This window comes from Klebsiella sp. RC2 (genome assembly GCF_014192815.1).
Taxonomy (GTDB): domain Bacteria; phylum Pseudomonadota; class Gammaproteobacteria; order Enterobacterales; family Enterobacteriaceae; genus Klebsiella; species Klebsiella variicola.
This window is the reverse complement of the sequence record NZ_JACHYL010000003.1, coordinates 385,828-402,059: the sequence shown is the minus strand read 5'-3', so window position 1 is coordinate 402,059 and position 16,232 is coordinate 385,828. Positions and strand designations below refer to the sequence as shown.

14 protein-coding genes are annotated in these 16,232 nt (G+C 60.3%); 11 read left to right on the top strand and 3 right to left on the bottom strand.

The genetic code is table 11. From position 1 onward, the window contains the following. Window positions 1-5: 5 nt before the first annotated feature. A complete protein-coding gene (locus tag FHW76_RS11530; RefSeq protein WP_004190429.1) occupies window positions 6-1,526 on the bottom strand; it encodes an amino acid ABC transporter permease/ATP-binding protein in 1,521 nt (506 codons plus the stop codon). 488 nt (window positions 1,527-2,014) lie between these two features. Between FHW76_RS11530 and FHW76_RS11525 the strand changes: the two genes are divergently transcribed. The 7 genes from FHW76_RS11525 (at window position 2,015) to FHW76_RS11495 (ending at window position 8,486) form a co-directional block, all read left to right on the top strand. Next, entirely contained in the window at window positions 2,015-2,929 is a 915-nt protein-coding gene (locus FHW76_RS11525; protein ID WP_004190428.1) for a LysR substrate-binding domain-containing protein, read from the top strand. A 168-nt stretch (window positions 2,930-3,097) separates the two neighbouring features. Beyond that, window positions 3,098-4,357 carry an NAD(P)/FAD-dependent oxidoreductase gene (locus FHW76_RS11520; RefSeq protein WP_022065437.1) on the top strand — a complete coding sequence of 420 codons (1,260 nt, stop codon included), beginning with the start codon at window positions 3,098-3,100 and terminating at the stop codon, window positions 4,355-4,357. 24 nt (window positions 4,358-4,381) lie between these two features. Beyond that, window positions 4,382-4,816 carry a RidA family protein gene (locus tag FHW76_RS11515; protein WP_004190423.1) on the top strand — a complete coding sequence of 145 codons (435 nt, stop codon included), beginning with the start codon at window positions 4,382-4,384 and terminating at the stop codon, window positions 4,814-4,816. Continuing rightward, entirely contained in the window at window positions 4,813-5,487 is a 675-nt protein-coding gene (locus FHW76_RS11510) for a DUF1028 domain-containing protein (RefSeq protein WP_008805132.1), read from the top strand. Before FHW76_RS11515 ends, FHW76_RS11510 begins: the two co-directional genes overlap by 4 nt. Continuing rightward, window positions 5,465-6,637 carry an acetylornithine deacetylase gene (gene argE, locus FHW76_RS11505; protein ID WP_409338953.1) on the top strand — a complete coding sequence of 391 codons (1,173 nt, stop codon included), beginning with the start codon at window positions 5,465-5,467 and terminating at the stop codon, window positions 6,635-6,637. The genes FHW76_RS11510 and argE overlap by 23 nt, the downstream gene beginning before the upstream one ends. Window positions 6,638-6,661: 24 nt before the next feature. After that, window positions 6,662-7,480, top strand: coding sequence for a phytanoyl-CoA dioxygenase family protein (locus FHW76_RS11500; RefSeq protein WP_008805130.1), 819 nt, complete (start codon window positions 6,662-6,664; stop codon window positions 7,478-7,480). A 22-nt stretch (window positions 7,481-7,502) separates the two neighbouring features. Further along, a complete protein-coding gene (locus FHW76_RS11495) occupies window positions 7,503-8,486 on the top strand; it encodes a zinc-dependent alcohol dehydrogenase family protein (RefSeq protein ID WP_183476701.1) in 984 nt (327 codons plus the stop codon). 2 nt (window positions 8,487-8,488) lie between these two features. Here the strand turns inward: FHW76_RS11495 and tynA are convergent, their stop codons facing one another. Further along, window positions 8,489-10,756, bottom strand: a complete 2,268-nt coding sequence (gene tynA, locus FHW76_RS11490; protein ID WP_183476699.1) for a primary-amine oxidase — start codon at window positions 10,754-10,756, stop codon at window positions 8,489-8,491. A gap of 641 nt (window positions 10,757-11,397) precedes the next feature. After that, a complete protein-coding gene (gene paaZ / locus FHW76_RS11485; protein WP_183476697.1) occupies window positions 11,398-13,443 on the bottom strand; it encodes a phenylacetic acid degradation bifunctional protein PaaZ in 2,046 nt (681 codons plus the stop codon). 286 nt (window positions 13,444-13,729) lie between these two features. Between paaZ and paaA the strand changes: the two genes are divergently transcribed. Genes paaA through paaD form a run of 4 tightly spaced genes read left to right on the top strand, consistent with a single transcriptional unit; the run spans window position 13,730 to window position 16,230 of the window. After that, window positions 13,730-14,659, top strand: a complete 930-nt coding sequence (gene paaA / locus FHW76_RS11480; protein ID WP_004176377.1) for a 1,2-phenylacetyl-CoA epoxidase subunit PaaA — start codon at window positions 13,730-13,732, stop codon at window positions 14,657-14,659. A gap of 11 nt (window positions 14,660-14,670) precedes the next feature. After that, the gene (gene paaB / locus FHW76_RS11475) at window positions 14,671-14,958 is read left to right on the top strand and encodes a 1,2-phenylacetyl-CoA epoxidase subunit PaaB (protein ID WP_004224492.1); all 288 of its coding nucleotides are present in this window, start codon (window positions 14,671-14,673) and stop codon (window positions 14,956-14,958) included. 7 nt (window positions 14,959-14,965) lie between these two features. Continuing rightward, on the top strand, window positions 14,966-15,721 hold the full coding sequence (gene paaC, locus FHW76_RS11470; RefSeq protein WP_048963954.1) for a 1,2-phenylacetyl-CoA epoxidase subunit PaaC: 756 nt from the start codon (window positions 14,966-14,968) through the stop codon (window positions 15,719-15,721). An 11-nt stretch (window positions 15,722-15,732) separates the two neighbouring features. Continuing rightward, on the top strand, window positions 15,733-16,230 hold the full coding sequence (gene paaD, locus FHW76_RS11465; RefSeq protein ID WP_042948403.1) for a 1,2-phenylacetyl-CoA epoxidase subunit PaaD: 498 nt from the start codon (window positions 15,733-15,735) through the stop codon (window positions 16,228-16,230). The last annotated feature ends 2 nt before the right edge of the window (window positions 16,231-16,232 follow it).

Genomic DNA, 16,232 nt, shown 5'->3' with positions numbered 1-16,232 from the left:
GATAGTTAAGCCAGAGAAACATCTTTGAGAAAGGCCTCGACCCGCGGGTGTTGCCCGCTACGCATCGCCTGCGGCGTGTCATCGCACACCACCCGGCCTTTCTCCATAAACACGATCCGGTCGGACACTTTGAAGGCGAAGTTCATCTCGTGGGTGACGATGACCATGGTGATGCCTTCGTGGGCCAGGGATTCGATAACCTGCAGCACTTCATTCACTTTTTCCGGATCCAGCGCCGAGGTGGGCTCATCGAACAGCATGATCTGCGGACGCATCATCAGGGCGCGGGCGATCGCCACCCGCTGCTGCTGTCCGCCGGAGAGCTGGTGTGGATACTTCCAGGCGTGCTCCAGCATGCCCACTTTGTGCAGCAGTTCGCAGGCGTGCTGGCGCAGCTCCGCGTCACTTGCCAGATGGTGATAGCGCGGGGCCAGCAGCAGATTGCCGAACACGGTCAGATGCGGGAACAGGTTAAAGCTCTGGAACACCATGCCGATGTTCAGGCGATGTTCGGCATTCTCCATAAAGCGCGGCTTCTGCTGCCCCTGACGGTCGAGGTGAATAAAGGGTTGGCCGTTAATCTGAATTTCGCCGTTATCGATCTGCTCAAGACCGTTCAGCAGGCGAATGAGGGTGGTTTTCCCCGAGCCTGACGGACCGATGACCGAGACCACCTCGCCGGGCTGGATCTGCAGGCTCACCGCCCCCAACACTTCGACGTTGTTGTAGGCCTTATGCAGCTTAGAGGCCTGCAGCGCCGGCTCATGACTCTGGGTGACGCTGCGCGCCATCGCCGGGCGGCGGGCGCTGGCCAGCCGCTGCATCTCGGCATCTACCGGACGAGCGGTATTGCGCTGGGTCACGTCAAGGTAGTTCTCCAGCCGTTTCAGCAGAAAATCGAACACCGTGACGATAAAGATGTAATAAAACGCCACGGCCGTCATCGTCTCCATGACCAGAAAGTTCTGCGAGTAGAGCTGCTGGCCGACCATCAATATTTCGGTCAGGGAGATCACCGACACCAGCGAACTGAGCTTCACGATGGCGATATATTCATTGGCCAGCGCCGGCAGGGCGACGCGCAGCGCCTGGGGGATGATCACCCGCCACTGGATCCCGGCGTAGCGCAACCCCAGGGCCCGTGCGGCTTCGCTCTGCCCGCGAGGGATGGAGAGCAATCCGCCGCGGTGGATCTCGGCGATATAAGCCGCTTCGCTGAGGACCATCGCCAGCAGGCCGGCCCAGAAGGGATCGTTCAGCACCGGGGCGAAGGAGGGCAGCGCCTGCGGCATGTTGTAGACAAAAATCAGCAGGACCAGCAGCGGCATACTGCGAAATAACCAGATATACAGCCGGGCTGGGGTGGATAACCAGCCGCGCGGCGACTGTTTGGCCAGCGCCAGAATAAATCCGAGCACAATACTGCAGCCCCAGGTCAGCAGACTTAATTTAATGACGGTCCAGGTGGCCCACCAAAAATCGGCATCGCTGAGCAGGCTTAACATGTAGTTCCAGTTAAACGTCATGGGCTATTTCACTCGTCATAATTATCAAAAATGAAAGTGGCTCGGCTGTGCCGTAATGGAGCGCCACCGGTATTCATCGTGCGAATACACTATGCTGGCAGGATGCTTTCAGAGGCAATTAGTAAATTTTTGGTCTTTAAGTTTAAAAAAACTATACAGAGATATTAACGATATGGAATTTAAAGTGATTGTTAAGATACTTTGTGTAAACAATTTAAAAACAATGACTGTAATTCAATAACGCTATTTTGCGCAGACAGGTTATTTTGCGCGAAACTGGGGCAGGCGCTGCCAGTCTGGCGTGCAGCGTGGCGCATGATGGTGCAATGGTGGAAATAAACCACGCGGGCGTAGAGCAATAATAAATATTGTCGCCCCTTGTCGGGCAATGCGCCGCGCTTTTCCGGGGGTGGCACGCGGATTGCTTGGGACTTAGAGGAAAACTATTCCCCGTGTACGCCGGACCATATTTTATCAATGGTGATGCTATGAACCGATTTACCCTGAAGCAGCTCAAATATTTCGTCACCGTGGTGGAGACGGAGAGTATCGCCGAGGCCTCCCGCCAGCTGCACATTGCGCAGCCGTCGATTTCGATTGCCATCAAGAATCTGGAGAGCACCTTCGACCAGCAGCTGTTTATTCGCCACCATGCGCAGGGCGTTTCGCTCACCTCCAGCGGTCGGCGGATCTACGATAAAGCGAAAGAGCTGCTGCGCCTGTCCTGGGAGTTCGAACAGAATTCGCGAGCGGATAAAGAGCTGGTTTCTGGCATGATCTCCATCGGTTGCTTCGAATCGGTGGCTCCGCTGTATATGCCGAAGCTGGTGGCCGGGTTTAAGAAATGCTATCCGGAAATCACCCTGCATCTGTACGACGGCGAACAGCATGAGCTGATGCATGGCCTGCACCGCGGCCGCTTCGACCTCGCGCTGGTTTACGATCTGGAGCTCGGCCATTCGATCAATAAAGAGCGGCTCAATGCCCCGCATAAACCCTACGCGCTGCTGCCCGCCGCGCATCCGCTGGCGCAGAAGGCGCAGGTGACGCTGCAGGAGCTGAGCCGCGAGCCGATGATCCTCCTCGATGCGGTCCCCAGTAAAAATTATTTTATCTCCATCTTTAAGGAAAAGGGTTATCACCCGGAAGTGGCTTACAGTTCCCCCTCCATTGAAATGGTGCGCTGTATGGTGGGTCAGGGGTTGGGTTTTTCGGTGCTGGTCACCCGGCCCTGCTGCGATATGACCTACGATGGCGAAAGAGTGGTGCAGCGGGATATTGCCGACGAGATGCCCGCCTCGACCTTAATTATGGCGCATCTCGCGAATAATGAGCCCACGCGGCCGACGCAACTGTTTATGGATTATTGTCGCAGCATCGAATTAACCCCAACTCACGCCTGAAATAACGCCTGTCGATCCGGCAGGCATTATTTTTTGTCGTCACTCAGCCTCGTAAAATTCTATTCAGTCGATCGTTTTATAATATTTTACCAATTCGTCACAGTTAAATAACCTGAAAGCCGTCAATTCCGGCGACGTCGTCGGCAACTGTGCTTGAAGGATAGCGAAATGACTGAACAGATTACCGAGATCGATACCCTGGTGGTGGGCGCGGGGCAGGCGGGCGTCGCCATGAGCGAGCATCTGACCCGGCTGGATATCCCCCACCTGGTGCTGGAAAAGCAGGGTATTGCCCAGGCCTGGCGCAGCGGACGCTGGGATTCGCTGGTCGCCAACGGCCCGGCCTGGCACGATCGGTTCCCGGGCATGGTGTTCCCGGACTGCCCGGCAGACAGCTTTGTCGGCAAAGAGCAGGTGGCAGACTATTTTGCCGCCTATGCCCGCAGCTTCAATGCGCCGATCCGTACCGGGGTGGAGGTTTTCAGCGCCGAACGCCTCGTCGGACGGCCGGGCTTTCGTATCGACACCTCGCAGGGGGTGATTGAAGCGCAGCGGATCGTGGCGGCCACCGGGCCGTTTCAGCGGCCAGTGATCCCGGCCATCGCCCCACAGAGTCAGGCTATTCAGCAGCTCCACTCCGCGCACTATTTTAACCCGCAGCAGCTGCCGGAGGGCGGTGTGCTGGTGATTGGCGCAGGCTCCTCCGGCGTGCAGATTGCCGATGAGCTACAGCGAGCCGGACGCGCGGTGTGGCTGTCGGTGGGAGCGCACGACCGCCCGCCGCGTCGCTATCGTCAGCGCGATTTTTGCTGGTGGCTCGGGGTGCTGGGAATGTGGGATGCCGCGGCCAATGCGCCGGGTAAAGAGCATGTCACTATCGCGGTGAGCGGCGCGCGCGGCGGCCATACCGTCGATTTTCGCCAGCTGGCGCATCAGGGGGTCACGTTAGTGGGGCAGACCCGTGGCTTTGACGGTGACAAAGCACTGTTTCACCACGACCTGGCGGAGAATATCCGCCGCGGCGATGCCTCCTACCTTGCGCTGCTCGACGCCGCGGACGCGTGGGTGGCCCGCAACGGTATGGACCTGCCCGAAGAGCCCTCCGCCCGCGAATTTCTGCCCGATCCGGCCTGCGTTACCGACCCGCTGCTCAGTCTCAATCTGGCGGAGGCCGGGATCGGCACCATCATCTGGGCGACGGGCTACACCACCGACTATCGCTGGCTGAAGGTCAACGCCTTCGATGACGCACAGCGGCCACAGCATCACCGCGGCGTATCGACGGAGCCGGGCGTCTATTTCCTCGGCCTGCCTTGGCTCTCGCGGCGCGGGTCCACCTTTATCTGGGGCGTCTGGCACGATGCCAAATATATTGCCGACCAGATCGCCATTCAGCGCCAGTACCAGCGTTACCAGCCGTCCTGTTAACCGTTTTCCTTAAGGAGTGCTTTGATGCCAACTCATACCCGTATTCGCATGTTTAACACCAAAGAGACCTACCCGAACCAGGCGCTGAACAACGATCTGTGCCAGGCGGTGCGGGCCGGCAATACCGTCTACGTTCGCGGCCAGGTTGGCACCGATTTCGCCGGCAATCTGATTGGCCTCGGCGACCCGCGGGCGCAGGCGGAGCAGGCAATGAAGAATGTTGAACAGTTGCTGAAAGAGGCGGGAAGCGACCTCTCGCATATCGTCAAGACCACCACTTATCTGATCGATCCCCGCTATCGCGAGCCGGTCTATCAGGAGGTGGGCAAATGGTTAAAAGGCGTCTTTCCCATCTCCACCGGGGTGGTGGTGTCGGCCCTCGCGCAGCCGCAGTGGCTGATGGAGATTGACGTTACGGCGGTGATCCCTGACGACTGGCAGGGGGAGGCAGCAGAATGACTCTCTCTATTAGCGCCCGCTGCCCGGAATCAGGTCAGTTGGGCATTGCCATTAGTTCGTCGAGCATGGCCGTGGGATCGCGCTGTCCGTGGCTATTGCCCGGCGTCGGCGCAGTCGCCAGTCAGAACATAACCTTACCGTCGCTGGGGCCGCATATTCTTGGTGCGCTTGAGGCGGGGGCCTCCGTTGAGCAGGCTCTGAACCTGGCCCTGGCGGAGGACCGCTTCCGCGAATATCGCCAGGTCGCGGCGATTGATGCCAACGGTGAAGTGGCGGCGTTCAGCGGAGAACATACTCTCGGGATCGGTGGCACCCTGGCGGGAGATAACTGCGTGGCGGCGGGCAACATGCTGGCCAGTCACGAGGTGATCGCCGCGATGGTGGCCGCCTTCGAGACGGCGAGCGGTGAACTGGCCAGCCGGCTGCTGGCCGGGCTGCGCGCGGGGATTGCCGCCGGGGGCGAGGCCGGCCCGGTCCACTCGGCGGCGGTGAAGGTGGTGGACGATTACCCGTGGCCGGTGGTCGATCTGCGTATTGACTGGGCGGAGACGGATCCGCTGGCGGCCCTTGAGCAACTGTGGCTGGCCTGGGAGCCGCAAATGGACGCCTATATTACCCGGGCGCTCGACCCTCGCGATGCGCCCGCCTATGGCGTCCCCGGCGATGAATAACATCCTCGCCGCGCTGCTGGCTTTTGACACCACCAGCCGCCATTCGAACCTGGCGATGATCGACTGGATCGCCGATTTTCTCGCTTCCCGCGGCGTGGCGTCCCGCCGCTTTTATGACCCGTCGGGCGGTAAGGCCAATCTCTACGCCCGGCTGGGGCCGTCCGGCGGCGGTGGGGTGATGCTCTCGGGCCACACCGACGTGGTCCCGGTGGACGGCCAGGCCTGGAGCGTTCCGCCTTTCAGCCTGACCGAGCGCGATGGCCGCTACTATGGCCGCGGCAGCGCCGATATGAAGGGGTTTCTCGCCTGCGTGCTGGCGGCAGTGGATGACTTTCTGGCGGCGCCGCTGCGCATGCCACTGCATCTGGCCTTCTCCTATGACGAAGAGGTCGGCTGTCTCGGCGTGCGCAGCCTGGTGGATTTTCTGCAGGCCTCGCCGGAGAAACCGGCGCTGTGCCTCATCGGCGAGCCAACGGAGATGCAGCCGGTGTTCGGTCATAAAGGCAAACTGGCCATGCGCTGCTGCATCGAGGGGCAGGCCTGCCATTCGGCCTATGCCCCGCAGGGGGTGAACGCCATCCGCTACGCGGCGAGACTGATCAACCACCTGGATCGGCTGGGCGTGCGTCTGGCCCGGCAGCAGGACAGCCGCTTTTCGCCGCCCTTCAGCACGCTGCAGGTGGGCACCATTCAGGGTGGGGCCGCGCTGAATATTGTTCCGCAGTCCTGCCGCTTTGATTTTGAGATCCGCTACCTGCCGGGGATGCGTCCCGAAGCGGTCACCGAGGCGCTGGCGGCCTACGCCCGCCGCCAGCTGCTGCCGGAGATGCGCCGGGTAGGCAGCGGGAGCGACATCCAGTTCCAGCTGTTAAGCCACTATCCGCCGCTGCTCAGCGATCCGCAGTCCGACTTCGCCCGCTGGCTGGCACAGTGGTGCGGCAGCGACCGCTTCTCCACCGTGGCGTTCGGCACCGAAGGAGGGCTGTTCGATGAGATGGGCGTCGCGACCCTGGTCTGCGGACCGGGCAGCATGGCCCAGGGCCATAAGGCCGATGAGTACATCAGCATCGCGCAGACCGAGCGCTGTATGACGATGCTGCGACAGCTTTGCGCGTGGATGCGTGCCGAACCGGCGGAACCGCTCACCTGATCCCTCAACACAGGAACCCAAGCGATGCACAACCAACACTCTCCCCACATCGATCAAGCGACCATCGACCGCTGGCAGGCGGATGGCGCGGTGTTATTAAAAGGCGTCTTTACCCCCTGGGTCGAGCGCCTCGCCGAAGGGGTCACGGCGCTGATGGCCAGCCCCAGCGAGTATGGTCATGCGCGCACGGTGATCCCCAAAGATGGTTCGCCGCCTTTTTTTCAGGACTACTGCAACTGGTCGCGGATCCCGGCGTTTAGCGAGTTTGTCTTTCAGTCAGCGGCCGCCGAGATCGCGGCGGCGCTGATGCAGTCGCAGACGGCGAAATTTTTCCATGAACATACGCTGGTCAAACCGGCCGGAGGCAGCACGGTGACTCCCTGGCATCATGACCAGCCTTACTATTGCGTCTCCGGCAGACAGAACGTCAGCTTCTGGATCCCGCTGGACCCGGTGGCGGAGGCCACCTCGCTGCGCTGCATTCGCGGGTCGCATCGCTGGGAGGAGGAGTACAGTCCTACCCGTTTCAATGGCACTAAGCTTTACGAGCACACCCGGTTCAGCACCCTGCCGGATATCGACGCCCATGAGGACGAATACGATATCGTCAGCTGGGCGCTGGAGCCGGGGGATGCGGTGGCCTTCCATTTCCGCACCGTCCATGGCGCCCGCGGCAACCCCGGCGCGCGGGCGCGACGGGTCTTCTCCGCCCGTTGGGTGGGGGATGACGCCGCGTTTGCCGATCGCGGCGGCGTGACGTCGCCACCGTTCCCCGAGCTGACCCTGCGGGACGGCGACCCGCTGGATTCCCCGCTGTTCCCCCAGGTTTGGCCGCGGGCGTGAGCCACTGGCGGCGGGATCTGCTATGATCCCGCCTTTCGCTGTCTGGAGCCTGTCGATGTTCAACGACGCCATTGTTTATGACCGTTACGGGCCGCCGGCCGCCGTGCTGATCCTGAAACGCCTGCCGCTGGCGCCGCTGGCGGGCGGACGGGTGCGGGTCAGGATGCGCTATGCCCCGGTGAATCCCTCGGATTTGATCCCCGTGACCGGCGCCTATCGACACCGCACCCGACTGCCGGCCGTCGCCGGCTATGAAGGCCTTGGCGAGGTGGTCGCCGCGCCATACGGCAGCCGGCTGACCGCGGGCCAGCGGGTGCTACCTCTTCGCGGGGGCGGCACCTGGCAGCGGTTTATCGATCTGGATGAGACCTGGCTGGTGCCGGTGCCGCCAGCGGTTGACGATCTGCTGGCCGCCCGCGGGTATATCAATCCGCTGACGGCTATGCTGATGCTCAAGCGCTGGCCGGTTGCCGGAAAACACCTTGTGCTGACCGCGGCATCGTCCTCCTGCGCCAGCCTGCTGGGACAGTGGGCGCTGGCGATGGGCGCCCGCTCGGTGAGCGGGATTATTCGCTCGCCGCAGCACCGGGCGCGCCTGGAACAGGCCGGGATCTATCCGATCCTCGATACCGACCGGGCGCTGATGGAGAAGGTCAGCCAGCACAGCGATCTGGTGTTTGACGCGGTGGGCGGCGAACTGGCGAATACGCTGCTGTCGGTGCTGCCCGCATCGTCGCTCCTGATCTCCTATGGGCTGTTATCCGGGCAGCCGCTGACCCAGACGCGCGGTAGCGCGACGGTGCGCAAGTTTCATCTGCGGGAGGCGTTGCCGACACTCAGCGTGGCGGCGTGGCGGGCGGCGTTTGACGAGATTTGGCTGCGCTTGCCAACGACCACCCAGCCGCCGGCCCAGCGCATAGCGTTGAACGACTGGCGGGAGGCAATTGCCGCCGCCGACCAGCCGGGAAGAGGCGGTAAAATCCTGCTCGATTTCACCGCGGGCTAAGATTACTTTTTCTTCTCGCCAAGGGTTGGGGTTTCGTCAAAGAAGTTCCACGGCTTCAGCAGGGCGTGCGCCCACTCGGTCGGCATGATCGGCCACTCTTCGGCGCGCGCCACGTGGGTGGTGCCGGTGGTGATCCACACGACGTCGTCGTGGTTTGTCAGCGACTCATCATCCTGCGCATACTGCCCTAAGCCGGTATCGTGGGCGGAACGGTTAGGGTATTTCCCTTCCGGATAACGCTCTGTCGGGTGGTAGCGCGTCACCCACAGCTGTTTATCCATAAAGCTCAGGCGATGGTAGATCCACTCGTCCGGGGCGAACTTCGCGCCGGTCGCCGCCGGATGCGTGCCGCCGGCGTAAGGGATAATCTGATAAGAGACCGGGTTGCCCATGCGGTTCTCTTTGCTGGTATTGCTCAGCAGGCGAATGGTGCCCGGGTCGAATTTCTGCGCCGCTTTCTGCTCGCTGTCAATGGTGTACTGATTCACCTGCATGGTACTGGTGCGCGGGCCACCGGCGGTGTTGGGCTTCACTTCAGGATCCATCGCCACCAGGGTGTTGTTTTCGCCGTCCACGTCGAGGTCGAGGCGGAAGTTATAGATGTGCTGGTGGGTGGTGCCGACAATATTATGGTCGATCAGCGTCCCGTAGCGGGTATCCTCTTTGGCGCTGGGGTCATGCATGGTCTTCGCCATCACGCCTTTAACGGCTTCAATGCCGGTGGCGCCGGCGTCGATACCGATGGTGCCGTTGTCGTGGAACACCCAGTCAAAGATATAATCATAGTTCCCGACGGTACTGATCCAGCGTACCACCAGTTCCCGGCGTTCGGTGCTGACGTTGGGTTTGCCCATTTCCAGGTGCTTATACTCAGGCCCGGCATAGCGTTCGAATATGGCGACCGCGCCTGGAATCGTGGTCGGTTTGCCGGTGTAATCGGCGATGGTTTCATCCAGCAGCACCGCATTCGATGGCGCATCTTTACCTCGCACAATCGGCGAGGTCAGGGTGCCCATGCCGTAATCGCCGGAGTCGAGGTAGGCTTTGAAATACCAGCCGACGTCCGGGTCGCCGTAGGGGACGATCATCCCGCCGAGGGAACCTTCATACATCACCTGGCGTTTTGTGCCGTTATCGTTGTAGGTCACCGTCGAGAGGATTGGCCCGACGCGCGAGTTCAGGCGCAGGTGGAAATCCCAGTTTTGCCAGTGAATGGTATCCCCGGTGATTGTGTAGTTTTTGCCTTCCGGTTCGGTTATCTCCAGCAGTTTCACCGCCGGGGCGTTGCGGTCGCGGCCATCATACGGACGGGGCTCCATCGGTACCGGGATCACCGGGCCTTCCTCAATTTTGATAATTTTCTTCGCTTCAAGGTCGACCACCGCCACCAGGTTTTCAATCGGGTGCGCCCAGTAGTTGCCGTCGCCGGTATCGAGATAACTGACCACCTTCAGCAGACGCGCATCCTGTTGCAGGCCATCTTTGCCATCAAAATAGCCAACGGTGAGCGGGGTGGTGACCACTTTGCCTGGATCGGTAATACCGTGCTTTTTCAGCACCTCAGCGAATTCGCTGCTGGCGTTGATGATGTTCTGCACGCTGACAAAATCATCGAGCAGTACCATCCCGTGGGCGCCTTTAATCGGCGTCCAGGAGAGGATTTTTTTGTTTTGCAGATCGACGACGGCTTCAATCACGTGTTTGCCATCCAGCATCACCACATCGGCGGTGCGCGGTGAATCGACCGGCGTACCCTGCAGGGCAAAGGCCCACACCGCCGCTTTATCCGGCTCGTGCAGGGAAATTTCGGTAAAGCGGGTATTGGGCTGGAATTCCGGCGCGGCTTTGACAAGGGTCACCGCTTCACTGATTTCCGCCGCCGAGAGCGAGTTTAACGGGTGAGGGCGCTTTTCCACCTGGAAGGTCTGATCGAGACCGGACTGGAACACATCGTTGATAAAGGTATCGGAGACCCAGGCTTTTCCTTCCTTCATCACCACCGGCACCTGCAGGTCAAGGGTTTTACCGTTGACGATCGCGGTTTTGGCGCCGGGCTTCACTTTAACGTAAGCGCCGTCTTTTATCAGGGTGAACATTTGCGCGTAGTCATCCCACTGCACATCGGCGCCGAACGCCTGCAGCGTTTTATCCAGCGGTACCATGTGGGCTTCGCTGCCGTGGGCGAAGACCGGTGATTGCCAGGCGCAAACCACCGCGACGGCCAGCGCCAGTGCGGTTTTACGAGGAGAAAATTTCAAGCCGTTTGCCATAGTGACCTCATCTTATTGTTGTGTTGTCTCTTGCCGCTGCGAATGTCGGCTTTGTCACCCTTAAGCTACCAGCCAGCGGCGCCGGGGCGTTTGTTTGCTTTTGCCAGCTTGTTTGTCAGTTTTGCCAGACGGACGTAAAAAATGCCTCCGCAGAGGCATTGAGAACGTGCGCCGATTTTTTTGCCGGGTGGCGGCTGACGCCTTACCGGGCCTACAGCCCCTACAGATCCAAATCATCGCTGGCGCTGGGGCCGCTGAAACTACCGGTGCTGGCGGCCTCAAAATCGCTGAGACGTTCCCGGAAGGCCGGGGCAGCCCGCAAGGATGCGGGCTGAGGGCCGTGTTTTGCAGGGACGCTGCCTCGGCCCGACCCGCAGCCTGCAGGGAAAAGTCGAAGGCACCACGCAGTGGCGATTTTGCTGGCCGGAGCCCGGGGGTACAGGGGGCGGCGGCGACTGGCCGCCCCCTGTGCGCTCCCTGCGCCATGAGTGACATAACGCAGACGATTAATCGGGAGCGCAATGTGCGCTGAAGCCACAGATAACATAAAGGACTTCCCGGGGCGAAACCGTTGCAAACCGATTGCAGGATCAATGGCTCAAGGATCGGCCAACAGAGCGCCAGCGGTCTATTTTCCGCTATTACGCCGGAAAATCCCCTTGCTGGCGCGCCACCAGGGTCAGAATGGAATACAGCGCCACCGCCTGCTGGTGCTGGTTGAAAATCTCCACCGCCCATTCCACCACGCCGGTGGCTTTCTCATCGGCGCTACGCTGACGCTTAACGGTTTTACGCTTACAGGTCAGGCGAACCTGAATGGTGTCTCCCGGTTTGACCGGCTCAATAAAGCGCAGGTTTTCCATCCCGTAGTTGGCGATAACCGGCCCGACGCCGGCATCGACGAACAGCCCGGCCGCAGCGGAGATCAGGAAATAACCGTGGACCACCCGCTCGCCGAAAATCGACTCGGCGGCGGCGATTTTGTCCATGTGCGCATAGAAATGGTCGCCGCTCAGGCAGGCGAAGTTAACGATATCCGCTTCGGTGAGGGTTCTCCGCGGGGTTAATAAGCTATCGCCAGGCTGGATCTCTTCGAAGTATTTACGGAACGGGTGAATGCGGTCTTCGCTAACCTGCGCGCCACGCACCCACTGCTGGCCGATGGTCGCCAGCATCGTTGGGCTGCCCTGGACCGCGGTACGCTGCATATAGTGTTTCACCGAGCGCAGCCCGCCAAGCTCTTCTCCGCCGCCCGCGCGGCCAGGGCCGCCGTGTACCAGCTGCGGCAGCGGCGAGCCGTGGCCGGTCGACTCTGCCGAGGACTCCTCGTTAAGGATCTGAATACGACCATGGGCGCGCGCGGCGCCAAGGATAAACTCGCGCGCCAGCTCGCCGCTGGCGGTGACCAGCGTACCAGCCAGGCTACCGCCGCCGGCGCGTGCCAGCGTGAGCGCATGCTGGCGGTCGCGATACGGCATCAGCGTCGCTACCGGGCCAAAGGCTTCAATGGCGTGAACCTCTGGCGTTTCATCCGGCTGCGGGCAGTACAGCAGGGTCGGCGGGAAGAACGCGCCATCAGCATTAAGATCTGCCTGTCCGCCGAGCAGCGCTTCACAGCCGGAGGCAATCAGTTTATTGACGTTATCCTGCACATCTTGACGCTGTTCGCGATTAACCAGGGCCCCCATCTTAATGCCCTCCTGCGCAGGGTCACCGACGGTTACTTTATGCAGGCGGGAGATCAGTGCATCGCTAACCGCATTAATCTGAGCCAGTGGCACGATGATTCTGCGGATAGCGGTACATTTTTGCCCGGCTTTCGCCGTCATCTCGCGGACCACTTCCCAAATAAACAGCGCGAATTCAGGTTGCTCTGGCGTGACGTCTTCACCTAATACGCAGCAGTTGAGCGAATCCGCTTCCATCGTAAAGGGAATCGATTTTGCCACCAGGTTAGGGTGGGTCCGTAGCTGCTGACCGGTGGCGGCTGAGCCGGTAAAGGTCACCACGTCCTGGCTATCGAGATGGTCGAGAAGATCGCCCGCACCGCCGCAAATCAGGCTGATGGCGCCTTCCGGCACCAGGCCGCTGTCGACAATCGCTTTCACCATCGCCTGGGTAAGCTGGGCGGTAGCGGTGGCCGGTTTAATGATCGCCGGCATGCCGGCAAGCCAGGTCGGCGCCAGTTTTTCCAGCATTCCCCAACAGGGGAAGTTGAAGGCGTTGATATGGACGGCGACGCCTGATTTCGAGGTCAGCACGTGACGCGCGGCAAAACCCCCTTGTTTGGAGAGCGGGATCAGCTCGTCCTCCGGCCACAGGATATCGTCCGGCAATTCGCGACTACCGAGCCCGGCATAGGTGAAAAGGGTGCCGATGCCGCCTTCAATATCCACCCAGCTGTCGGCGCGGGTTGCGCCGGTTTGCGCGGAGATGGCGTAGAACTCGTCTTTCTGCTCCAGCAGCCGTTTTGCTACCGCTTTTAACATCGCGCTGCGTTCAATAAAGGTCATGGCTTGCAGAGCTTTACCGCCGCGCTCAATCGCGAAGCGGCGCGCTTGCGCCATATCCAGGCCTTCACTGGTCACCTCCCACAGCGCCGCGCCGGTGATGGCGTGATGGATAGTACGGGCGCGGCCCCGGCCGGTCTGCCAGGCGCCGGATAAGTAGCTGGCTAACTGCTGCATCGCAAATCTCCAAATGTGTTACGTGTGATATCTATAAATAGTTCTTTTATGAATCATAAAAATCAAGCCTGTATTTAATAATTTATTAACATTGTGATCGGCGGTCGATGGGGTGTTGCGTTTATGCTGCTGATTTATCGGCTGTTTACAAAAGGTTTTGCGGTTAGCATCACAAAAAGAACAAACAAAATTTGTGGTTTTATTTAACCAATATGTAACCTTCAATAAACAAAGTGATTCACATAAATGTTTTTGTTGTGAATATCGGAATCATAAAGGTGATGACGTGACAGAAGAACAACGCTTTGACCAGCGCATCGCGCAGGAAACGGCCATCGAACCGCAGGACTGGATGCCGGATGCCTACCGTAAGACCTTGATTCGGCAGATAGGCCAGCACGCGCACTCGGAAATCGTCGGCATGCTGCCGGAAGGCAACTGGATCACCCGCGCGCCGACGCTGCGCCGCAAAGCGATCCTGCTGGCTAAGGTACAGGATGAGGCCGGGCATGGGCTTTATCTCTATAGCGCCGCGGAAACGCTGGGCTGCGCCCGGGAAGACCTGTATCAGAAAATGCTCGACGGGCAGATGAAATATTCCTCCATTTTTAACTACCCGACCCTGAGCTGGGCGGATATCGGCGTGATCGGCTGGCTGGTCGATGGCGCGGCCATCGTCAACCAGGTGGCGCTGTGCCGGACCTCCTATGGCCCCTATGCCCGGGCGATGGTCAAAATCTGCAAAGAAGAGAGCTTTCACCAGCGTCAGGGTTTTGAAGCCTGCATGGCGCTGGCGCAGGGCAATGACGCGCAGCGGCAGATGCTGCAGGACGCCATTAACCGTTTCTGGTGGCCGGCGCTGATGATGTTTGGCCCCAACGATGACAACTCGCCGAACAGCGCCCGCAGCATGGCGTGGAAAATCAAACTGCACTCCAACGACGAGCTACGTCAGCGCTTCGTCGATAACACCGTGCCGCAGGTAGAGATCCTCGGTATGACCGTCCCGGACCCGGATTTGCAGTTTGATGAAGCCAGCGGCCACTACCGCTTCGGCGAAATCGACTGGCAGGAATTTAACGAGGTGATTAGCGGCCGTGGGATTTGCAATCACGAGCGGCTGGCCGCCAAGCGTAAGGCCTGGGAAGAGGGCGAGTGGGTGCGCGAGGCCGCGCTGGCCCATGCGCAAAAACAGCAGGCCCGCAGCGCGGCATGAGGAGAGACAACATGAGCAAAGTTTACTGGCCGTTATATGAAGTGTTCGTTCGCAGCAAACAGGGGTTATCCCATCGTCACGTCGGCAGTCTGCACGCCGCTGATGATCAAATGGCGCTGGAGAATGCCCGCGATGCCTATACCCGCCGCAGCGAAGGCTGCTCAATTTGGGTGGTGAAGGCCAGCGAAATCGTTGCTTCGCAGCCGGAAGAGCGCGGCGAATTCTTCGACCCGGCGGAAAGCAAAGTCTACCGTCATCCGACTTTCTATACCGTGCCGGATGGCATGGAACACATGTGAGGCGGCGATGAATAACCCTAACCCCGTAGCCACCTACGCCCTGCGGCTTGGCGACAATGGTCTGGTTCTGGCCCAGCGTTTAGGCGCCTGGTGCGGCCATGCTCCCGAGCTCGAGATCGATCTTGCGCTGGCCAACATCGGCCTCGACCTGCTCGGCCAGGCGCGCAATTTTTTAAGCTATGCCGCCGAGCTTAACGGCTGCGGCGACGAAGATACGCTGGCCTTTGGCCGCGATGAACGCCAGTACAGCAACCTGCTGCTGGTGGAGCAGCCAAACGGCAATTTTGCCGACACCATCGCCCGCCAGTTCTTTATCGACGTCTGGCACGTCGCCCTGTACAGCCGGCTGGTGAACAGCCGCGACACGCAGCTGGCGGCCATTGCCGCCAAAGGGCTGAAAGAGGTGCGTTACCACCAGCGCTTTAGCCGCGGCTGGCTGGAGCGTCTGGGTAACGGCACCGAGTTATCAAATCGCAAAATGCAGCAGGCGGTCGACAATCTGTGGCGCTTCACCGGCGAACTGTTCCTTGCCGATGAAGTGGATCTCAGCCTGGTTGAGCAGGGCATTGCGGTTGATCCGCGCGAGCTTCAGGCCGAATGGCAAAGGGCGGTACACACGGCGCTGCTCGACTCCGGCTTACAGATCCCGCAGGAAGCGGCCTTCCGCAGCGGCGGCAAACAGGGGCTGCACAGTGAACATCTCGGCCCGCTGCTGGCGGAGATGCAATATCTGCAGCGTTCGCATCCCGGACTGCAGTGGTAAGTGAGGTGACTATGCAACGTCTTGCCGACATCGCTCCTGCAGAGGTTCGCACCATCTGGGGATTATTAAGCGCGATCCCGGATCCGGAAGTGCCGGTACTCACCATCACCGACCTCGGTATGGTACGCAGCGTCGCGCGTCACGGCGACGGGTGGGTGATTGGCTTTACCCCGACCTATTCGGGCTGTCCGGCGACGGAGCATCTGCTGGGCGAGATCCGTACGGTCATGAGCGAGCATGGCTTTCTGCCGGTGCATATCGTCCTGCAGCTGGATCCGCCGTGGACCACCGACTGGATGAGTCAGGAGGCCCGCGAGCGCCTGCGCCAGTACGGAATCAGCCCGCCCCAGGGGCACGCCTGCCATGCGGACATGCCCGCTGAGGTGAGCTGTCCGCGCTGCGGCAGCACCCATACCTCGCTGATTAGCGAATTCGGTTCCACGGCCTGCAAAGCGCTCTATCGCTGCGACAGCTGCCGGGAACCTTTTGATTACTTTAAATGTATTTGAGG